The sequence below is a fragment of the Streptomyces sp. TSRI0107 genome (assembly GCF_001905845.1).
In the GTDB taxonomy this organism is placed as follows: Bacteria; Actinomycetota; Actinomycetes; order Streptomycetales; family Streptomycetaceae; genus Streptomyces.
On the sequence record NZ_LIVZ01000004.1, the window covers coordinates 461,690 to 479,277 of the forward strand.

General features: G+C 66.6%; 26 protein-coding genes. 3 read left to right on the plus strand and 23 right to left on the minus strand.

Annotated elements, in window-relative coordinates:
• Positions 1 to 25: 25 nt before the first annotated feature.
• The 3 genes from rpsI to AMK31_RS12450 all read right to left on the minus strand — a co-directional run bounded on the left by rpsI (position 26) and on the right by AMK31_RS12450 (position 2,489).
• Positions 26 to 538, minus strand: a complete 513-nt coding sequence (gene rpsI / locus AMK31_RS12440) for a 30S ribosomal protein S9 (protein WP_003998795.1) — start codon at positions 536 to 538, stop codon at positions 26 to 28.
• A 42-nt stretch (positions 539 to 580) separates the two neighbouring features.
• Positions 581 to 1,024: a 50S ribosomal protein L13 gene (gene rplM, locus AMK31_RS12445; protein WP_031118775.1), complete on the minus strand. Its 444-nt coding sequence runs from the start codon at positions 1,022 to 1,024 to the stop codon at positions 581 to 583.
• Positions 1,025 to 1,271: 247 nt separating this feature from the next.
• Entirely contained in the window at positions 1,272 to 2,489 is a 1,218-nt protein-coding gene (locus AMK31_RS12450) for a glycosyltransferase family 87 protein (protein WP_073940520.1), read from the minus strand.
• 74 nt (positions 2,490 to 2,563) lie between these two features.
• Here AMK31_RS12450 and AMK31_RS12455 point away from each other — a divergent pair, with 74 nt between their 5' ends.
• The gene (locus AMK31_RS12455) at positions 2,564 to 3,448 is read left to right on the plus strand and encodes a hypothetical protein (RefSeq protein WP_073940521.1); all 885 of its coding nucleotides are present in this window, start codon (positions 2,564 to 2,566) and stop codon (positions 3,446 to 3,448) included.
• A gap of 61 nt (positions 3,449 to 3,509) precedes the next feature.
• Here AMK31_RS12455 and truA read toward each other — a convergent pair whose 3' ends face one another.
• From truA to secY, 10 genes are all read right to left on the minus strand, one after another.
• Positions 3,510 to 4,367, minus strand: a complete 858-nt coding sequence (gene truA, locus AMK31_RS12460) for a tRNA pseudouridine(38-40) synthase TruA (protein ID WP_073940522.1) — start codon at positions 4,365 to 4,367, stop codon at positions 3,510 to 3,512.
• 85 nt (positions 4,368 to 4,452) lie between these two features.
• Positions 4,453 to 4,953 carry a 50S ribosomal protein L17 gene (rplQ, locus tag AMK31_RS12465; protein WP_073940523.1) on the minus strand — a complete coding sequence of 167 codons (501 nt, stop codon included), beginning with the start codon at positions 4,951 to 4,953 and terminating at the stop codon, positions 4,453 to 4,455.
• A gap of 181 nt (positions 4,954 to 5,134) precedes the next feature.
• Positions 5,135 to 6,157 carry a DNA-directed RNA polymerase subunit alpha gene (locus AMK31_RS12470; protein ID WP_003966937.1) on the minus strand — a complete coding sequence of 341 codons (1,023 nt, stop codon included), beginning with the start codon at positions 6,155 to 6,157 and terminating at the stop codon, positions 5,135 to 5,137.
• Positions 6,158 to 6,313: 156 nt separating this feature from the next.
• Positions 6,314 to 6,718 (minus strand): 30S ribosomal protein S11, encoded by a 405-nt coding sequence (gene rpsK, locus AMK31_RS12475; RefSeq protein ID WP_003956432.1) that lies wholly within the window; start codon positions 6,716 to 6,718, stop codon positions 6,314 to 6,316.
• 64 nt (positions 6,719 to 6,782) lie between these two features.
• On the minus strand, positions 6,783 to 7,163 hold the full coding sequence (gene rpsM, locus AMK31_RS12480) for a 30S ribosomal protein S13 (RefSeq protein ID WP_004984507.1): 381 nt from the start codon (positions 7,161 to 7,163) through the stop codon (positions 6,783 to 6,785).
• Between the two features lie 194 nt (positions 7,164 to 7,357).
• Entirely contained in the window at positions 7,358 to 7,471 is a 114-nt protein-coding gene (gene rpmJ, locus AMK31_RS12485) for a 50S ribosomal protein L36 (RefSeq protein ID WP_004984509.1), read from the minus strand.
• Between the two features lie 71 nt (positions 7,472 to 7,542).
• A complete protein-coding gene (gene infA, locus AMK31_RS12490; protein WP_003948620.1) occupies positions 7,543 to 7,764 on the minus strand; it encodes a translation initiation factor IF-1 in 222 nt (73 codons plus the stop codon).
• 171 nt (positions 7,765 to 7,935) lie between these two features.
• The gene (gene map / locus AMK31_RS12495; protein WP_073940524.1) at positions 7,936 to 8,772 is read right to left on the minus strand and encodes a type I methionyl aminopeptidase; all 837 of its coding nucleotides are present in this window, start codon (positions 8,770 to 8,772) and stop codon (positions 7,936 to 7,938) included.
• A 100-nt stretch (positions 8,773 to 8,872) separates the two neighbouring features.
• Complete coding sequence (locus AMK31_RS12500) at positions 8,873 to 9,535, minus strand: adenylate kinase (protein ID WP_073940525.1); 663 nt, start codon at positions 9,533 to 9,535, stop codon at positions 8,873 to 8,875.
• Positions 9,535 to 10,848 (minus strand): preprotein translocase subunit SecY, encoded by a 1,314-nt coding sequence (secY, locus tag AMK31_RS12505; protein WP_073940526.1) that lies wholly within the window; start codon positions 10,846 to 10,848, stop codon positions 9,535 to 9,537. Before secY ends, AMK31_RS12500 begins: the two co-directional genes overlap by 1 nt.
• Before the next feature lie 808 nt (positions 10,849 to 11,656).
• Between secY and AMK31_RS12510 the strand changes: the two genes are divergently transcribed.
• On the plus strand, positions 11,657 to 12,100 hold the full coding sequence (locus AMK31_RS12510) for a hypothetical protein (protein WP_073940527.1): 444 nt from the start codon (positions 11,657 to 11,659) through the stop codon (positions 12,098 to 12,100).
• Between the two features lie 119 nt (positions 12,101 to 12,219).
• Entirely contained in the window at positions 12,220 to 13,140 is a 921-nt protein-coding gene (locus AMK31_RS40390) for a hypothetical protein (RefSeq protein WP_143204231.1), read from the plus strand.
• A 77-nt stretch (positions 13,141 to 13,217) separates the two neighbouring features.
• On the opposite strand, the gene rplO is transcribed toward AMK31_RS40390, so the two are convergent.
• The 10 genes from rplO to rplN form a co-directional block, all read right to left on the minus strand.
• On the minus strand, positions 13,218 to 13,673 hold the full coding sequence (gene rplO, locus AMK31_RS12515) for a 50S ribosomal protein L15 (RefSeq protein ID WP_014674382.1): 456 nt from the start codon (positions 13,671 to 13,673) through the stop codon (positions 13,218 to 13,220).
• Between the two features lie 2 nt (positions 13,674 to 13,675).
• A complete protein-coding gene (gene rpmD / locus AMK31_RS12520) occupies positions 13,676 to 13,858 on the minus strand; it encodes a 50S ribosomal protein L30 (RefSeq protein WP_003998814.1) in 183 nt (60 codons plus the stop codon).
• A 2-nt stretch (positions 13,859 to 13,860) separates the two neighbouring features.
• Positions 13,861 to 14,466: a 30S ribosomal protein S5 gene (gene rpsE, locus AMK31_RS12525; protein WP_009190144.1), complete on the minus strand. Its 606-nt coding sequence runs from the start codon at positions 14,464 to 14,466 to the stop codon at positions 13,861 to 13,863.
• 43 nt (positions 14,467 to 14,509) lie between these two features.
• On the minus strand, positions 14,510 to 14,890 hold the full coding sequence (rplR, locus tag AMK31_RS12530) for a 50S ribosomal protein L18 (RefSeq protein WP_073940528.1): 381 nt from the start codon (positions 14,888 to 14,890) through the stop codon (positions 14,510 to 14,512).
• A 3-nt stretch (positions 14,891 to 14,893) separates the two neighbouring features.
• A complete protein-coding gene (gene rplF / locus AMK31_RS12535) occupies positions 14,894 to 15,433 on the minus strand; it encodes a 50S ribosomal protein L6 (RefSeq protein WP_073940529.1) in 540 nt (179 codons plus the stop codon).
• Between the two features lie 24 nt (positions 15,434 to 15,457).
• Positions 15,458 to 15,856: a 30S ribosomal protein S8 gene (gene rpsH, locus AMK31_RS12540; protein ID WP_014674378.1), complete on the minus strand. Its 399-nt coding sequence runs from the start codon at positions 15,854 to 15,856 to the stop codon at positions 15,458 to 15,460.
• Positions 15,857 to 16,073: 217 nt separating this feature from the next.
• On the minus strand, positions 16,074 to 16,259 hold the full coding sequence (locus AMK31_RS12550; RefSeq protein WP_003948630.1) for a type Z 30S ribosomal protein S14: 186 nt from the start codon (positions 16,257 to 16,259) through the stop codon (positions 16,074 to 16,076).
• Between the two features lie 5 nt (positions 16,260 to 16,264).
• Entirely contained in the window at positions 16,265 to 16,822 is a 558-nt protein-coding gene (rplE, locus tag AMK31_RS12555; RefSeq protein WP_019753095.1) for a 50S ribosomal protein L5, read from the minus strand.
• Positions 16,822 to 17,145, minus strand: coding sequence for a 50S ribosomal protein L24 (rplX, locus tag AMK31_RS12560; RefSeq protein WP_073940530.1), 324 nt, complete (start codon positions 17,143 to 17,145; stop codon positions 16,822 to 16,824). Before rplX ends, rplE begins: the two co-directional genes overlap by 1 nt.
• 2 nt (positions 17,146 to 17,147) lie before the next feature.
• Positions 17,148 to 17,516, minus strand: a complete 369-nt coding sequence (gene rplN, locus AMK31_RS12565; RefSeq protein ID WP_003998823.1) for a 50S ribosomal protein L14 — start codon at positions 17,514 to 17,516, stop codon at positions 17,148 to 17,150.
• Between the last annotated feature and the right edge of the window lie 72 nt (positions 17,517 to 17,588).

Sequence of the window (17,588 nt, forward strand, 5' to 3'; positions counted from 1 at the left end):
TCGGAGTACGAGCAGGCAGCTGTGATTAGCGCTTGCTGTACTGCGGAGCCTTGCGGGCCTTCTTCAGACCGGCCTTCTTCCGCTCGACCGCGCGGTCGTCGCGGCGGAGGAAGCCGGCCTTCTTCAGCGGGCCGCGGTTGTTGTCGACGTCGGCCTCGTTCAGCGCACGGGCGACACCGAGACGGAGCGCACCGGCCTGACCGGAGACACCGCCACCGGCGATGCGGGCGATGACGTCGTAACGGCCCTCGAGCTCCAGCACCTTGAAGGGCTCGTTGACTTCCTGCTGGTGCACCTTGTTCGGGAAGTAGTCCTCGAGGGTGCGACCGTTGATCTTCCACTTGCCGGTGCCCGGGACGATCCGGACGCGGGCGATGGCGTTCTTGCGGCGGCCCAGGCCGGCGGCCGGCTGCGGCTCGCCGAAGCGGGAGGCCAGGGACTCCGAGGTGTACTCGCCCTCGACGGGGACCTCGGACTCGGTGGTGTAGCTGTCGATGTCAAGCTCTTCGAGCGGCTGCTCGGCAGTGGTCTCGGCCACGATTCTCCTCAGATTCTCTTCAGTCTTAGGGGGTGGCCGGACTTACTGCGCGACCTGGGTGATCTCGTACGGCTGCGGCTGCTGCGCGCCGTGCGGGTGCTGGTCACCCTTGTAGACCTTCAGCTTCGAGAGCATCTGACGGCCCAGGGAGTTCTTGGGGAGCATGCCCTTGACGGCCTTCTCGATGGCCTTCTCGGGGTTCTTGTCGAGCAGCTCGTCGTAACGGACGGAGCGCAGACCACCCGGGTAGCCGGAGTGGCGGTACGCCATCTTCTGGGTCCGCTTGTTGCCGGACAGGTGCACCTTGTCGGCGTTGATGATGATGACGAAGTCACCAGCGTCGACGTGCGGCGCGTAGATCGGCTTGTGCTTGCCCCGGAGGAGGGTCGCGGCAGTGGAGGCGAGACGGCCCAGGACGACGTCCTGAGCGTCAATGACGTGCCACTGGCGCGTCACATCGCCGGGCTTGGGGCTGTACGTACGCACGGTTCGTAGCCTTCGCTTCGAGTGAATGGTCCTGAACAGGTCACCGAAACGATCACGACAGCCCTGACCGCACTGCGGTGACGCAAACCGCGTGCTGGTCGCTGGTCATCGGCCCGGTGGACCGGTGTAAGGGCCCGTCCCGTGAGAATGAGCAAGCCAATACACAACGAACATGCAGGATACCCGCGTCGGCCCGGACGGGTCAAAACGCGCGATCACCGGGCGTCGAGCCCGGCGCCTGCACCCCTCAGGGTACGCGAGCCGCGCCACCGGACCGCTCCCGTCGCGGAGTGACGAGACGGCCGGGCGCGCCGTCCGGTCCGTTGCGGACACCGTGCGCGGCGACGGTGGCGGCGAGGACGCAGAGCGTGAGCGCGTCCTTGAAGGCGCGGCGGCGGGGCGGTTCCAGGTAGGGCAGGGTCAGCGACGGCAGCTGCGGGGCCAGGGCGAGCCAGAACCAGGGACGCCGCGCGACCGACCCCGGGTACGGCAGCCCGGCGAGCAGCAGGGGCAGCACGACCACGAGGTAGTGGTCGTACGACGGCCTGGACACCAGGAAAGCGGAGAGCATCAGGCCCGCCGCGGTGTCCGTCAGCCGCAGCGGGCCGGGGTCGGCCCGGCGCCACCGGCGGTACGCGCACAGCACGCCCACCCCCGCCGCCGCCGCGGCGAGCAGCCCGGCGAGCGTCGGCGGCACCCCGAGGCGCGGCAGCACGGCGGCCGGGGACGCCTCGTAGAGCCGTACGAATGCGTCGTCGCCGCGCAGCAGGAAGGGCAGGGTGCGGGTGAGGAAGCCCGCCGGGTCCGGCATCAGCAGTCCGGCCCCGGCCGAGGCCGCCGCGGGGACCAGGAGGGTCGCCGCCAGCGCCGGCCAGCGGCGGGCGAACAGGAACAGCAGGGCCATCGGCGCGAGCAGCGGCTTCAGCGCCACCGCCGCGCCGATCACCACGCCCGCCGCCGTCCACCGCCCGCGCGCCGCGAGCAGCAGCGCCAGCGGCAGGGCCAGTGCGGCGGTGACCGTCCAGTTCGCCAGCGACACCAGATGCGCGAACGGCGCGAACCCGGCCGCGAGCCCGGCCAGCCCCAGCGCCGCGAACCGGCTGCCCAGCGGGAGGCGGTGCAGCCGCAGCGCGCAGGCCCAGGCACCGGTCAGCAGGGCGATCACCGTCAGCGGCACCAGCACCCGCAGCCACACCTGGGGCAGCAGGGCCTGCGGGGCGGCCGCGAGCACCGCGCTCGGCAGATAGAGGAAGTGCGGGTCGTCGTACGGGGAGCCGCCGGCCAGCCAGGTCCGGGCCGCGCGGACGACGATGGCGTTGTCCATGCCGCCGTCCGAGGTCAGCCGTGCCACCCGCACCGCCTGGGCGCCCAGCACGATCGCCGGCACCGCCCACAGATGCCAGGTCGCCCGCCGCGCCAGCCACCCGGAGATGTCGTACTTACTGCCGTTTTTGCCGGATTTCATGCAGGGCACGCTAGGGGCTCCGGGGCCGCCCGAGGCGGACCAGCACGCCGCCCGGCCCGTCTAAGATGCGCCCCATGAGCTTTGGGCAGGGGGGACCCCAGTCTCAGTGGGATCCCTGGACACCGCAATCGCAGCAGCCCTGGAACAGCGGGGCCGACCAGACCCCGGACTGGGCCGCGCTCGCCGAGGCCTCCGAGGCCCGTCACAAGCGGCGCCGCCTGTTCTTCATCGGCGGCGGCGCGCTGGCCACCGTCGCGATCGGCACGGCCGTGGCGATGGCCGTGGTCTCGGCGAACGGCGACGGCGGGCAGGCGGGCAACCAGACCTCCCAGCTGCCCGCGACCGCGGACATACCCAGCGAGTCCACCGGCCCGGCGCCCTCCTTCGCCCCCACCAGCGCCCCGCCGCCCCTGGACCCGAAGGACTTCGTCTCCAGCGCGAAGAAGGACACCGCCCCGCTCAGCCCGGAGATCCTTTTCCCGGGGACCCAGCTGACCATGGGCGACACGGTCTACAAGAAGGGCCCGACCGCCGACACCAAGAGCTGCGCGTCGGCCGCCCGGCAGACCCTGCCGAAGGTCCTCGACGCCAACGACTGCACCCGTATGCTCCGGGTCACCTACACCAAGGACGGCATGGCGGTCACCGTCGGCGTGGCCGTCTTCGACACCGAGGCGCAGGCCGCCAAGGCCAAGACCCAGGCCGACGACAAGAGCATCGTGAAGTCCCTGAACGGGGGCGGTGTGAAGGCCTTCTGCGAGTCCGCCGTCTGCCGCACCACGACCAACTCCTACGGCCGGTACGCCTACTTCACCATCGCCGGCTTCACCGACGGCAAGGACGTCACCACCAAGGACACCGAGGTCTTCCAGACCGGCGACGACCTGGCGGAGTTCACCTTCCGCCAGATCCGCCGCCGCGGCGAGGCCCAGGCGTCCGCCGCCGCGGCCGAGGGATAGCCCCTCCGCGGCTCCACGCGCCCGGACAGGGCCCCGCGGCGATGTCGCCGCGGGGCCCTCGTCACATCGCCTTCCCGGCGGTCGTCTCGTCCCGCCGCCGGCGAGCCAGCCGCTGCCGCTCCGCGAGCAGCTCGTCCGCCGGATAGCCGACCTCCTCCAGGGTCAGCCCGTGCGGCCGGACGACATGCACGGCGCTGTCCCGGACCCGCGCGTCGAGCACCTTCCGCGGCCACTCCACGCCGCGGTGCCCGTCGCCCACGAACAGCAGCGCGCCGACCATGGCGCGCACCTGGTTGTGACAGAAGGCGTCGGCGCGGACCTCGATCGCGACGACGCCGTCCGCGCCCCGGCTCACCCCGAAGTCGAGGATCTCGCGGATCGTCGTGGCGCCCTCGCGCTTCTTCGCGTACGCCGCGAAGTCGTGCTCACCGATCAGGGACTTGGCCGCGGCGTCCATCACGGCGACGTCCAGCGGCCAGTCGTGCCACAGCACGTGCCCCCGCAGCAGCGGATCCACGCCGCCCGGATTGTCGGTGACCCGGTAGACGTAGCGCCGCCAGATCGCCGCGAACCGCGCGTCGAAGCCGCTGGGCGCCTCCCGCAGCGCCCACACCCGCACATCCTTCGGCAGCCGCCCCGCCAGCCGCTTGAGCAGCTTCTGCTTGTGCTCGGCCCAGACCTCCCGGGGCAGGTCCACGTGCGCCACCTGCCCGCGCGCGTGCACCCCGGCGTCGGTGCGTCCGGCGACCGTCAGCTCGTACGTCTCCCGGGAGCGGGTGACCGTCCGCAGGGCGTCCTCGATCTCCCCCTGCACGGTTCGCTTCCCGCCGGCCTGCTTGGCCCAGCCGTGGAAGTCCGTGCCGTCGTAGGACACGTCGAGGCGGACACGGACACGGCCGGGCGCTGCTTCTTCACTCACGTACTGATCCTCTCAAAACACAGAAGCGGGCCCGCTCCTCGAAAGGAACGGGCCCGCCAACGCCCTGCGGGCGCGCGAGGAACGCTTACGCGTCCTTCGACTCCTCGGCGGGAGCCTCCGCGACCTCGGTCTCGTCGACCTTGGTCTCCTCGGCCTTGGCCTCGTCGGCCTCCTTGACCGCACGCTTGGTGGCGGCCTCGGCCTCACCCACGGCCTTCTGCTGCACCGTCAGCGCCTCGACCAGCTCGATGACAGCCATGGGCGCGTTGTCGCCACGGCGGTTACCGATCTTGGTGATGCGGGTGTAGCCACCCGGACGGTTCTCGTAACGCGGGCCGATCTCGGTGAAGAGCGTGTGGACGATGCTCTTGTCCGTGATGACCTGGAGCACCTGACGGCGGTTGTGAAGGTCGCCCTTCTTCGCCTTGGTGATCAGACGCTCGGCGTACGGGCGCAGGCGGCGGGCCTTCGCCTCGGTCGTGGTGATCTTGCCGTGCTCGAAGAGGCTCTTCGCGAGGTTCGCGAGCAGCAGCTTCTCGTGCGCGGCACTGCCGCCCAGACGGGCACCCTTGGTGGGCTTCGGCATGGTTCTTCTCCTGTGTGTCTGCCCCGGCCGTATCAGGTACCGGGGTCAGTATCCGAGCAGGCGGTCGCCTGTCGGAGATCCGGAGGCGGCCCTGAAGGGGCGCCTCCGGAAGGGGCGAGGGGAACTGCGCGATCAAGCGCAGCGCACCCGCACCCGCAAACGGACCGTCTGGCCCGAGCTCTCAGTACTGCTCGGTCTCGACGAACCCGGCATCCGCGTCATCGTCCGCACCGAACGCGTCGGCCGCAGCGGTCGGGTCGAATCCGGGCGGGCTGTCCTTGAGGGCCAGGCCCATGCCGGCCAGCTTCGCCTTGACCTCGTCGATCGACTTCGCACCGAAGTTGCGGATGTCGAGCAGGTCCGCCTCGGAACGCGCGACGAGCTCACCCACGGAGTGGATGCCCTCGCGCTTGAGGCAGTTGTACGACCGAACGGTGAGCTCCAGCTCCTCGATCGGCAGCGCCAGGTCGGCGGCGAGCGCGGCGTCCGTCGGGGACGGACCCATGTCGATGCCCTCGGCGTCGATGTTCAGCTCGCGGGCGAGACCGAACAGCTCGACCAGCGTCTTACCGGCGGAGGCCATGGCGTCACGCGGACGCATCGCCTGCTTGGTCTCGACGTCGACGATCAGCTTGTCGAAGTCGGTGCGCTGCTCGACACGCGTGGCCTCGACCTTGTACGTGACCTTGAGCACCGGCGAGTAGATGGAGTCGACCGGGATACGGCCGATCTCCTGGCCGACCTGCTTGTTCTGCACGGCCGAGACGTAACCGCGGCCGCGCTCGACCGTCAGCTCCATCTCCAGCTTGCCCTTGCCGTTGAGCGTGGCGAGGACCAGGTCGGGGTTGTGCACCTCGACACCGGCCGGGGGCGCGATGTCGGCGGCGGTGACCAGACCCGGGCCCTGCTTGCGCAGGTACATCACGACCGGCTCGTCGTGCTCCGAGGAGACGACCAGCTGCTTGATGTTGAGGATCAGGTCGGTGACGTCCTCCTTGACGCCCGGCACGGTGGTGAACTCGTGCAGGACACCGTCGATCCGGATCGAGGTGACGGCGGCACCCGGGATCGAGGAGAGGAGGGTACGGCGGAGGGAGTTGCCGAGGGTGTAGCCGAAGCCCGGCTCCAGCGGCTCGATCACGAACCGGGAGCGGAACTCGTCGACGACCTCTTCGGTCAACGAGGGACGCTGAGCGATCAGCATGTGTGGATCAGATCCTTCAGTCGTGGGCGCCCGCTATTTGACGCCCGACTTGAACCGCCCCCGACAAGAAGAGGCGGGTACTGCAAGGGTACGGGCGATACAGCCCTTTCGGAGCCGTACCGCCCGGAACCTCGGTCTGCGCGAAGCAGCCTCGCGTCAGACGCGGCGGCGCTTCGGCGGACGGCAGCCGTTGTGCGGGGTCGGGGTGACGTCCTGGATGGAGCCGACCTCGAGGCCCGTGGCCTGCAGGGAGCGGATCGCGGTCTCACGACCGGAACCCGGGCCCTTCACGAACACGTCGACCTTGCGCATGCCGTGCTCCTGGGCGCGGCGGGCAGCCGACTCGGCGGCCATCTGCGCGGCGAACGGCGTGGACTTCCGGGAGCCCTTGAAGCCGACGTGGCCGGCGGAGGCCCAGGAGATCACGTTGCCGGACGGGTCCGTGATCGAGACGATCGTGTTGTTGAACGTGCTCTTGATGTGCGCGTGGCCGTGAGCGACGTTCTTCTTTTCCTTGCGGCGCACCTTCTTGGCAGCGCCCTGACGACCCTTGGGGGGCATCTATAACTCCTACGGGAGGTGGTCGGTCCTACAGCGAAGACCGTGGACAGGCGTCCGCTGTGGACTACTTCTTGCCCGGCTTCTTCTTACCGGCGATGGCGCGACGCGGACCCTTGCGGGTACGGGCGTTGGTGCTGGTGCGCTGACCGCGGACGGGCAGACCGCGACGGTGACGCAGACCCTGGTAGGTACCGATCTCGACCTTGCGGCGGATGTCGGCCTGGATCTCGCGACGGAGGTCACCCTCGGTCTTGATGTTGTTGTCGACGTACTCGCGGATCGCGACCAGCTGCTCCTCGGAGAGGTCACGAACACGGGTGTTCGGGTCCACGCCGGTGGCGGCCAGCGTCTGCTGGGAGAGGGTCCGGCCGATGCCGAACACGTAGGTGAGGGCGATCTCCACGCGCTTTTCGCGCGGGATGTCAACACCGGAAACGCGTGCCATTCAATGGCTCCAGTTGATCTTCGGAGGTCTTCCACAGGACCGGATCCCAGCCGCCGTACCAGGTACGAACTGGGTCCCCGGCCTCCGAACCGGGGGTGTCAAGCCGAGGGCTTGGGTCCTGCGTATGAACATATTCAGCTCGCGTCGCGCGAAGTCTCTGCGATCTCGATGCAGAGGGTGTGATCAGGTTGCGATCAGCCCTGGCGCTGCTTGTGGCGCGGGTTCTCGCAGATGATCATGACCCGGCCGTGACGGCGGATCACCCTGCACTTGTCGCAGATCTTCTTGACGCTCGGCTTGACCTTCATGGGATGTGAGGTTCTCCGGGTCAGTTGCCGGCGGCCCCGTGCACAGGGAGAGCACGGGGCTTGGGCAAGATCTACTTGTACCGGTAGACGATCCGGCCACGCGTCAGGTCGTACGGAGACAGCTCCACCACGACCCGGTCGTCAGGGAGGATGCGGATGTAGTGCATACGCATCTTGCCGCTGATGTGTGCCAGGACCTGGTGGCCGTTCTGGAGCTCGACCTTGAACATGGCGTTCGGCAGAGACTCGACGACAGTGCCCTCGATCTCGATGGCACCTTGCTTCTTGGCCACGCTTCGCCCTTCGAATCGACTACCTTGATCGACTCACTGCGAGCGCATGCAGACATGCGGGTACACAAGAGCCGACGAGTCAGTCTACGTCAGCGCACCCGGAAACACGAATCGAGGCAGTCTGTCCCACGCCGGAGATCATCATGCGAGCGGGCCCGTCCGGAGCTGTCGTCAGGCGAGCGGGTCCGGCGCCGCCGTCACGCCGTACTCCGCCAGCTTCGCCTTGCCGCCGTCCGGGGCGGTCAGGACCAGGGGGCCCTGTTCGGTGAGGGCCACGGAGTGCTCCCAGTGGGAGGACCAGGTGCCGTCGGTCGTGATGACCGTCCAGTCGTCCTCCAGGACCTCCGTCTTCGGGGTGCCCAGGGAGACCATCGGCTCGATGGCGAGGCAGAAGCCGGGGACCAGCTTGGGGCCCTTGCCGCGGCGGCGGTCGACGTAGTTCAGCAGGTGCGGGTCCATGTGCATCTCGGTGCCGATGCCGTGGCCGCCGTAGTCCTCGATGATCCCGTAACGGCCGCCGCCCGGCTTCGGCTGGCGGCGGATGTAGGTCTCGATGGCCCGGGAGATGTCGACGAGCCGGTTGCCCTGCTTCATGGCCGCGATGCCGGCCCACATCGACTCCTCGGTGACCCGGGAGAGCTCGACCAGCTCCGGGGCGTGACCGGAGCCCACGAACGCCGTGTAGGCGGCGTCACCGTGCCAGCCGTCGACGATCGCGCCGCAGTCGATGGAGATGATGTCCCCGTCCTTGAGGACGACGTCCTCGGAGGGGATGCCGTGGACGACGACGTCGTTCACGGAGGTGCAGATGGTCGCGGGGAACCCGCCGTAGCCGAGGAAGTTCGACTTCGCCCCGTGCTCGGCGAGCACCTTGCGGGCGACCTGGTCGAGATCCCTCGTGGAGGCGCCGGGCACCGCGGCCTCCCGGGTGGCCGCGTGGATGGCTGCGACGACCAGCCCCGCCGCACGCATCTTGGCGATCTGCTCGGGGGTCTTGATCTGCACCATGGGGGCCCTGCGCTCTCCGTCACTCACGTCAACCGGTTACGTACACAACAGTACGGCCGTGACGCCCCTCGGGGTGCCACGGCCGCTACCGCTCCGACGGCTACTGGCCGTCGTCCTCACGCTTCAGCGCCTCCAGGGCGCGCGCCGTGACCTCGTCCACCGCGCCCATCGCGGAGATGGTGACGACCAGCCCCTGGGCCTTGTAGTAGTCGATGATCGGCTCGGTCTGCGTGTGGTAGACCTCGAGCCGCTTGCGCACGGTGTCCTCGGAGTCGTCGTCACGCTGGTAGAGCTCGCCGCCGCAGACGTCGCAGACACCGTCGGTCTTCGGCTTGCTGTACGTCACGTGGAAGACGTGGCTGGAGTCCTTGCGGCAGACCCGGCGGCCGGCGATCCGCTTGACGACCTCGTCCTCCGGAGCCTCCAGGTCGAGCACCGCGTCCAGCTGGATGCCCTCGGTGGTCAGCAGCTCGTCCAGCGCCTCCGCCTGCGAGACGTTGCGCGGGAAGCCGTCCAGGAGGAAGCCGTTCTCGGCGTCCGGCTGCTCCATGCGGTCCTTCGCCATGGCGATCGTGACCTCGTCCGGCACGAGGTTGCCGGCGTCCATGTAGGACTTCGCGAGCTTGCCGAGCTCCGTCTGCTGGCTGATGTTGGCGCGGAACAGGTCGCCCGTGGAGATGTGCGGGATCGACAGCTTCTCGGCAAGGCGCGTGGCTTGCGTTCCCTTACCGGCACCCGGCGGCCCGACGAGGACGATTCGCATCAGCGGAGGAACCCTTCGTAATTGCGCTGCTGGAGCTGGCTCTCGATCTGCTTCACGGTCTCGAGACCGACACCCACGATGATCAGGATGCTGGTCCCGCCGAACGGGAAGTTCTGGTTTGCCCCGAAACCAGCCAACGCCATTGTCGGCACGAGAGCGATCAGACCCAGATACAGCGAACCCGGCCAGGTGATCCGGTTGAGCACGTACGACAGGTACTCAGCGGTCGGTCGGCCAGCCCGGATGCCCGGGATGAAGCCACCATACTTCTTCATGTTGTCCGCGACTTCCTCGGGGTTGAACGAGATGGCCACGTAGAAGAACGCGAAGAAGACAATCAGGAAGAAGTAGATCGTGATGTGAACCGGCGCCCCGGTGTCCGCCAGGTTCGCCTGGATCCAGCCGGCCCAGCCAGCAGTGGAGTTGGAGAACTGGACGATCAGCGCGGGGATGTAGAGCAGCGACGACGCGAAGATGACCGGAATCACACCGGCCTGGTTCACCTTCAGCGGGATGTACGTCGAGGTACCGCCGTAGGACCGGCGGCCGATCATGCGCTTCGCGTACTGGACCGGGATGCGGCGCTGGGCCTGCTCGACGAAGACCACCAGGCCGACCATGAACAGGCCGACGAGGATCACGGTGCCGAACTCGATCCAGCCGTCGGCCAGGGTGCCCTGCTGCTTGATCGCCCACAGCGCGGACGGGAAGGTCGCGGCGATCGAGATGAACATCAGGATCGACATGCCGTTGCCGATGCCGCGGTCGGTGATCAGCTCACCCAGCCACATGACGACGGCGGTGCCCGCGGTCATGGTGATGACCATGACGACGGTCGTGAAGATCGAGCGGTCCGGCACGATCTGACCGGCGACCGAGCAGGTCGGGAAGAGCGAGCCGCTGCGGGCGGTGGCCACCAGACCGGTGCCCTGGAGGATCGCCAGCGCGACCGTCAGGTAGCGGGTGTACTGGGTGATCTTGGCCGTACCGGACTGACCCTCCTTCTTGAGGGCTTCCAGGCGCGGGATCACCACGGTCAGCAGCTGCAGAATGATGCTCGCCGTGATGTACGGCATGATGCCGAGCGCGAAGATCGTGACCTGCAGGAGCGCGCCACCGCTGAACATGTTGACCAGACCGAAGATGCCCTGGCTGGCATCCGCCTGGTCGATGCAGGTCTGAACGCTCTTGTAATCGATGCCAGGGATCGGGATGTGTGTGCCGATCCGGTAGAGCACGATGATGCCGAGCGTGAAGAACAGCTTCTTGCGCAGGTCGGGCGTCTTGAACGCCCGGGCGAACGCGGTGAGCACGGTGCCTCCTGCGACCCCCGCGCGTCTGCGTCAAGGGTGACGGTCTTGAGGTTCGACTAATCGGAACGACTTAGCTAACGGTCAACTGCCGCACAGAGTGCCCCACGCGAAGCACTCAGTAGAAGTAGGCAGTGCAGGTCACCTTACCGGGCACCACGCCCCGCTAGGAACGACTAGCCGGGGATGCCCTGCCCGCAGGACGCTGCGAGGCCACCAGACCTCACTCGTGCGAACTCGGCGGCGAGGTTGCTGACTACGTCGACCCCGCATACACGACGCCGGAGTATAGGGCCTCAGCCTGCTCGTCGAGCCGGTCCGAATCGGGAGCCCACCGAACGCACTGGCTGACGCCCATGGATCCGTCTCGTCGACTCGCCGCCACGATCACGGCTGTGACATCAGGACCTGCGGTCGCCAACTTCCTCACGGCTCTAGATCACGGGCAGCGATGTGACGTCACAGAACCGAGCAGCCTGTGTCTAAGCAGTTCAACCGCACGCTCGAGCGCCGGCCTCAACCAGCCGAGAGTTGGGACCTTGGAACGCAAGGCAGGAACAGCGAGCCCGCCGACCGACAAATCCGTCGCCACCAGCCGCCATATACAAATTTCCCCCCGACGATCGGTACAAGCACCGCTTGACTGCTGAGGCAATATGAGAACGCACACACCCTCAACATTAGGCCATTCATCGCCACGCGTTGGCGAAATATCACCTTGCCAGGCGCAAGCAATGGATCCTAACGTCCTGAATGACCAAACCGATCAGTGCATGCAAACTGATCTGATTCGTGCGCGGCAATGCCGCGTATGCAATTCAAGAAGGGGGAATCAATGTCAAAGGCTCGTCTTGCCGCCGGCACTGCGGCCGCCTTGGCAACTGGGCTTGCCATGGCCATGACGTTCACGTCACCTGCCACCGCCGCTACAGGTGATGGGCGGTGTGAAAGCACAGAAGTCTGCGTTTATGACGCCTTCGACCAAAAGACGAGTGACGGCTACTACGACCTCAGGGCGGGACACAAGAACTTCCACGGAAAATACTGGTTCCGCGGGGACAACGGGTACATCGGCGATGACATCAGCTCCGTCAAGGGCGGATCGAACGCTGATTGCGAAGGCTGGACCATATTCCAGGACGTGAACTACAACGGCTACTACTTCCACATCCCCAAGGGGGTGGAGTTCAACTTCACGGGGGGCTACGGCCAGATGCACAACGAGGCATCCTCACTCGGCCGGTGGCGCTGCTAGCCCCAGAGGTCAAGAGCCAAACCGATGAAATGAGTGCCGGCCCTCTGCGGGTCGGCACTCTGGCGTCCCACGAGGCAGTTGGCATAAGAATGAGAGACAGTACTCACCACCGTATTGGAGTGCTCGCACTGGCCGCAGTGCTGACCGCTTGCTCGACAGGGGAGAGAGGAGAGGAACGGGAGGGAGGTAGCAGTCGGCCCCCACGCGCGAACGTCGACGTGCGAACAGGGCACATCGATCGACCGCTCGACAGATACTTCCTCTCACCCCAGGATGTCCTTCTCATCAGGAAAGCGGAAGTCACTCTGATAAATCGGTGCATGCGTGACCTGGATTATGAGAGTAATCCTATGCCGATACCTCAACTGGAGCCCGACGAGGCGAACCTTTCAGAGTTTCTCGTCATTCCTATGGCTGAGGCCAAGGAGACCGGTTACAGAGCTGGCGCACGCAAAGCCTCGACTTCAGAAACAAAGTGGAGTCGCCTGTCCACACGAACGCAACGCGGACTGGTGACCGGAACTCTGAGAGAGTACAAGGGGCACGCTGTCCCTAATGGCGGCTGCTCGGCACTCGCAAACCAAGCCCTTAGGAAAGGGACTGAATCGCGCCGAACGTTCAACATCGGCGGTGCATCGGTCACCTATGACGCAACCGCAACACCGGACGGGATCTTCGACTCCGTGATGAGCGCCATGCGGTACTCCGCGGCCCAAGAGTCGAGCAGCGACAAGAGGGTGACGAGCGTCACCGAAGACTGGTCTTCCTGCATGCAGAGTGCGGGCTTTCAGTACGCCTCTCCGCGTGCAGCGGTGAACGACAGCCGATGGCCTAAAAGCAATGAGCCGACAAAGCTAGAAATCTCCACTGCCGTAACAGACATGAAGTGCAAGAAAGAGACTTACTACCTGGACACCGTGGTGGAAGTTCAGTCCGAGTATGAGCGGAAGATCATCGCAGACCAGTCAGCGAACATAAAATCGCTCCAGCGTGACCTGAAGGTATGGCTGTCCAACAGCAAAGAGGCGCTCGGAGCATAAGCGCTTCTCCGGCTGACAAAAGAGGTCGCCCCCCGCAGTGATGCGGGGGGCGACCCTTTTGGTGACTAGCGAGTAGCTCAGACGAGCTCGGTGACCGTGCCGCCGGCGGCGGTGATCTTCTCCTTGGCGGAGCCGGAGACGGCGTCGACCGTCACCTGCAGCGCCACGGAGATCTCGCCCTGGCCGAGCACCTTGACGAGGCTGTTCTTGCGAACGGCACCCTTGGCGACCAGACCCTCGACGGTGACCTCGCCACCCTCCGGGTACAGCGCGGCCAGCTTGTCGAGGTTCACGACCTGGTACTCGGTCTTGAACGGGTTCTTGAAGCCCTTCAGCTTCGGGAGGCGCATGTGGAGCGGCATCTGGCCACCCTCGAAGCGCTCCGGAACCTGGTAGCGGGCCTTCGTGCCCTTGGTACCACGACCGGCCGTCTTACCCTTCGACGCCTCACCACGACCGACACGGGTCTTGGCGGTCTTGGCGCCGGGGGCCGGACGGAGGTTGTGGATCTTCAGCGGGTTCTGCTCCGCCATGATCAGTCGACCTCCTCGACCGTCACGAGGTGGCGGACGGTGTGCACCATGCCGCGGAACTCGGGGCGGTCCTCCTTGACGACCACGGTGTTGATCCCCTTGAGACCAAGCGACCGCAGGGTGTCACGGTGGTTCTGCTTGCTGCCGATGTAGGACTTGACCTGCGTGATCTTGAGCTGCGCCATGATTACGCACCCGCCCCGGCACGCGCACGCAGCAGGGCCGCGGGAGCGACGTCCTCGAGCGGCAGACCACGGCGGGCCGCGATCTCCTCGGGACGCTGCAGGCCCTTCAGGGCCTCCACGGTGGCGTGCACGATGTTGATCGCGTTGTCGGAGCCGAGCGACTTCGACAGCACGTCGTGGATACCGGCGCACTCGAGCACGGCACGCACCGGACCACCGGCGATAACACCGGTACCCGGGGACGCGGGCTTGAGCAGCACGACGCCGGCAGCCTTCTCACCCTGGATCGGGTGCGGGATGGTGCCCTGGATCCGGGGGACCTTGAAGAAGTGCTTCTTGGCCTCCTCAACGCCCTTGGCGATGGCGGCCGGCACCTCCTTGGCCTTGCCGTATCCGACACCCACGGTGCCGTCACCGTCGCCCACCACGACCAGCGCGGTGAAGCTGAAGCGACGACCACCCTTCACAACCTTGGCGACGCGGTTGATCGCGACAACGCGCTCAACGTACGCGGTCTTCTCGGCGGCAGCTGCGCCGCCGTCACGGCCCTTCCGGTCCCGCCGCTCGCCGCCACCGGCACCGCCACCGCGGCGCTGGGGTCCAGCCATTGGAATTACCTCTCTCTGTCTCCGCTAGCTACGGAACCAGGACTCAGAACTTGAGTCCGGCCTCGCGGGCGGCGTCCGCCAGGGCGGCGATGCGCCCGGCGTACTGGTTACCACCACGGTCGAACACGACAGCCTCGACACCGGCGGCCTTGGCACGCTCGGCGACCAGGGCGCCGACCTTCTTGGCCTGCGAGGACTTGTCCTCGGCACCGCGGATCGAAGCGTCCAGGGTGGACGCCGACGCCAGGGTGTGGCCCTTCAGGTCGTCGATCACCTGCGCCACGATGTGGCGGTTGGAGCGGGTCACGACCAGACGGGGACGCTCCGCCGTACCGGAGATCCGCTTGCGGATCCGGATGTGACGGCGCTTGATCGCGGCGCGCTTGTAGGCGTCGCCCTTCAGGATCTTCTGCCCGTATGCCATGGCTTACTTACCCGCCTTTCCGACCTTGCGGCGGATGACTTCGCCCTCGTACTTGACGCCCTTGGCCTTGTACGGGTCGGGCTTGCGCAGCTTGCGGATGTTGGCCGCAACCTCGCCGACCTTCTGCTTGTCGATGCCCTCGACCTGGAAACGAGTCGGGGTCTCCACCTTGAAGGTGATGCCCTCGGGGGCCTCGACCACGATCGGGTGGCTGTAACCGAGCGCGAACTCGAGGTTGGCGCCCTTGGCGGTCACGCGGTAACCGACACCACTGATCTCGAGCTTCTTCACGTAACCCTGGGTCACGCCGGTGATCATGTTCGCCACCAGCGTGCGGGACAGGCCGTGCAGGGCCTTGCTCTGACGCTCGTCGTTGGGGCGGGTCACCTGCAGGGTGCCGTCCTCGCCCTTGGCGATGTCGATCGGAGCAGCAACGGTGTGGGTCAGCTCGCCCTTGGGGCCCTTGACCTTGACCGTGCGGCCGTCGATGGTGACGTCCACGCCGGCGGGAACCGCGATGGGGAGCTTGCCGATGCGCGACATAGCTGTTTCCTCCGTTCCCTTCTGCTACCAGACGTAGGCGAGGACTTCCCCACCCACGCCCTTCTTGCCGGCCTGCTTGTCGGTGAGGAGCCCGTGCGACGTGGAGATGATCGCCACGCCCAGGCCGCCGAGCACCTTCGGCAGGTTGGTGGACTTCGCGTACACCCGGAGACCGGGCTTGGAGATCCGCTTGATGCCCGCGATGGAGCGCTCACGGTTCGGGCCGAACTTCAGCTCGAGGACGAGGTTCTTGCCGACCTCGGCGTCCTCGACCTTCCAGCCCGTGATGAAGCCCTCCTGCTGGAGGATCTCCGCGATGTGGGACTTGATCTTGGAGTGCGGCATCGACACCGAGTCGTGGTACGCCGAGTTCGCATTCCGCAGACGCGTCAGCATGTCTGCGATCGGATCAGTCATGGTCATGAATTGGCCTGTGGCCTTTCTCGCCGGGGTTTCCTATATGCGCCATCCCTCTCCCCGTACTTCTTCAGACGGGACGGGTGCGGCGCGGGGACCTACGGCGTAGTAAGTCGATCCAGGGCGGCAGAGGCCCAACCCTCCTAGCCTAAGGCATGGAAGGTGCGGGCCTCCGCCGACCCAGTTGCTTACCGAGAGGTCCAGGAATCCCTAAAAGTGGGGATTACCAGGAGCTCTTGGTCACGCCCGGCAGCTCGCCACGGTGAGCCATCTCACGAAGGCACACGCGGCAGAGGCCGAACTTGCGGTACACGGAGTGCGGACGGCCGCAGCGCTGGCAGCGGGTGTAGCCACGCACACCGAACTTGGGCTTGCGAGCAGCCTTAGCGATCAGAGCCTTCTTCGCCATCTCGCTCACGCCTCCTTGAACGGGAAGCCGAGGTGACGAAGGAGCGCGCGGCCCTCAGCGTCGTTGGTCGCCGTGGTGACCACGGTGATGTCCATACCCCGGACACGGTCGATCTTGTCCTGGTCGATCTCGTGGAACATGACCTGCTCCGTGAGACCGAAGGTGTAGTTGCCACGGCCGTCGAACTGCTTGGGGGACAGGCCGCGGAAGTCGCGGATGCGCGGCAGCGCGAGCGACAGGGTGCGGTCCAGGAACTCCCACATGCGGTCGCCACGGAGCGTGACGTGGGCACCGATCGGCTGGCCCTCACGCAGCTTGAACTGCGCGATGGACTTGCGGGCCTTGGTGACGGCCGGCTTCTGACCGGTGATGGTGGTCAGGTCGCGGATCGCGCCCTCGATCAGCTTCGAGTCACGGGCGGCGTCGCCGACACCCATGTTGACCACGATCTTGACGAGGCCGGGAACCTGCATGACGTTCTCGTACTTGAACTCGTCACGCAGCTTGCCCGCGATCTCCTCGCGGTACTTCTGCTTCAGACGCGGAGTGGTGGTGGTAGCCATCAGATGTCCTCACCCGTCCGCTTGGCAACGCGGATCTTGTTGCCCTCATCGTCGAAGCGGTAGCCGACACGCGTGACGACCTTCTTGCCGTCCTTCTCAACGACCAGCTGGACGTTGGAGACGTGGATCGGCGCCTCGGTGGTCACGATGCCGCCGGCCTGGGAACCGCGAGCGGTCGGACCGGCCTTGGTGTGCTTCTTGACCCGGTTGACACCCTCGACCAGGACGCGGTCCTCGCGGGGGTAGGCCGCGATGACCTTGCCCTGCTTGCCCTTGTCCTTACCGGTGATGACCTGGACCAGGTCGCCCTTCTTGATCTTCATGCTTACAGCACCTCCGGCGCGAGCGAGATGATCTTCATGAACTTCTTCTCGCGCAGCTCACGGCCCACCGGGCCGAAGATACGGGTGCCGCGAGGGTCGCCGTCGTTCTTCAGAATGACGGCGGCGTTCTCGTCGAAGCGGATGTACGAGCCGTCCGGACGGCGGCGCTCCTTGACGGTGCGAACGATGACCGCCTTGACGACGTCACCCTTCTTCACGTTGCCACCGGGGATCGCGTCCTTGACGGTGGCGACGATGACGTCACCGATGCCCGCGTAGCGGCGACCGGAGCCACCGAGCACACGGATGCAAAGGATCTCCTTCGCACCAGTGTTGTCGGCGACACGCAGTCGCGACTCCTGCTGGATCACGTCTATCTCCTGTTTGTCTGCCGGTTCCCCGGGGGCCGCCTTGCGAGCGGCCCCCGGAGCCTGGCGGAACTG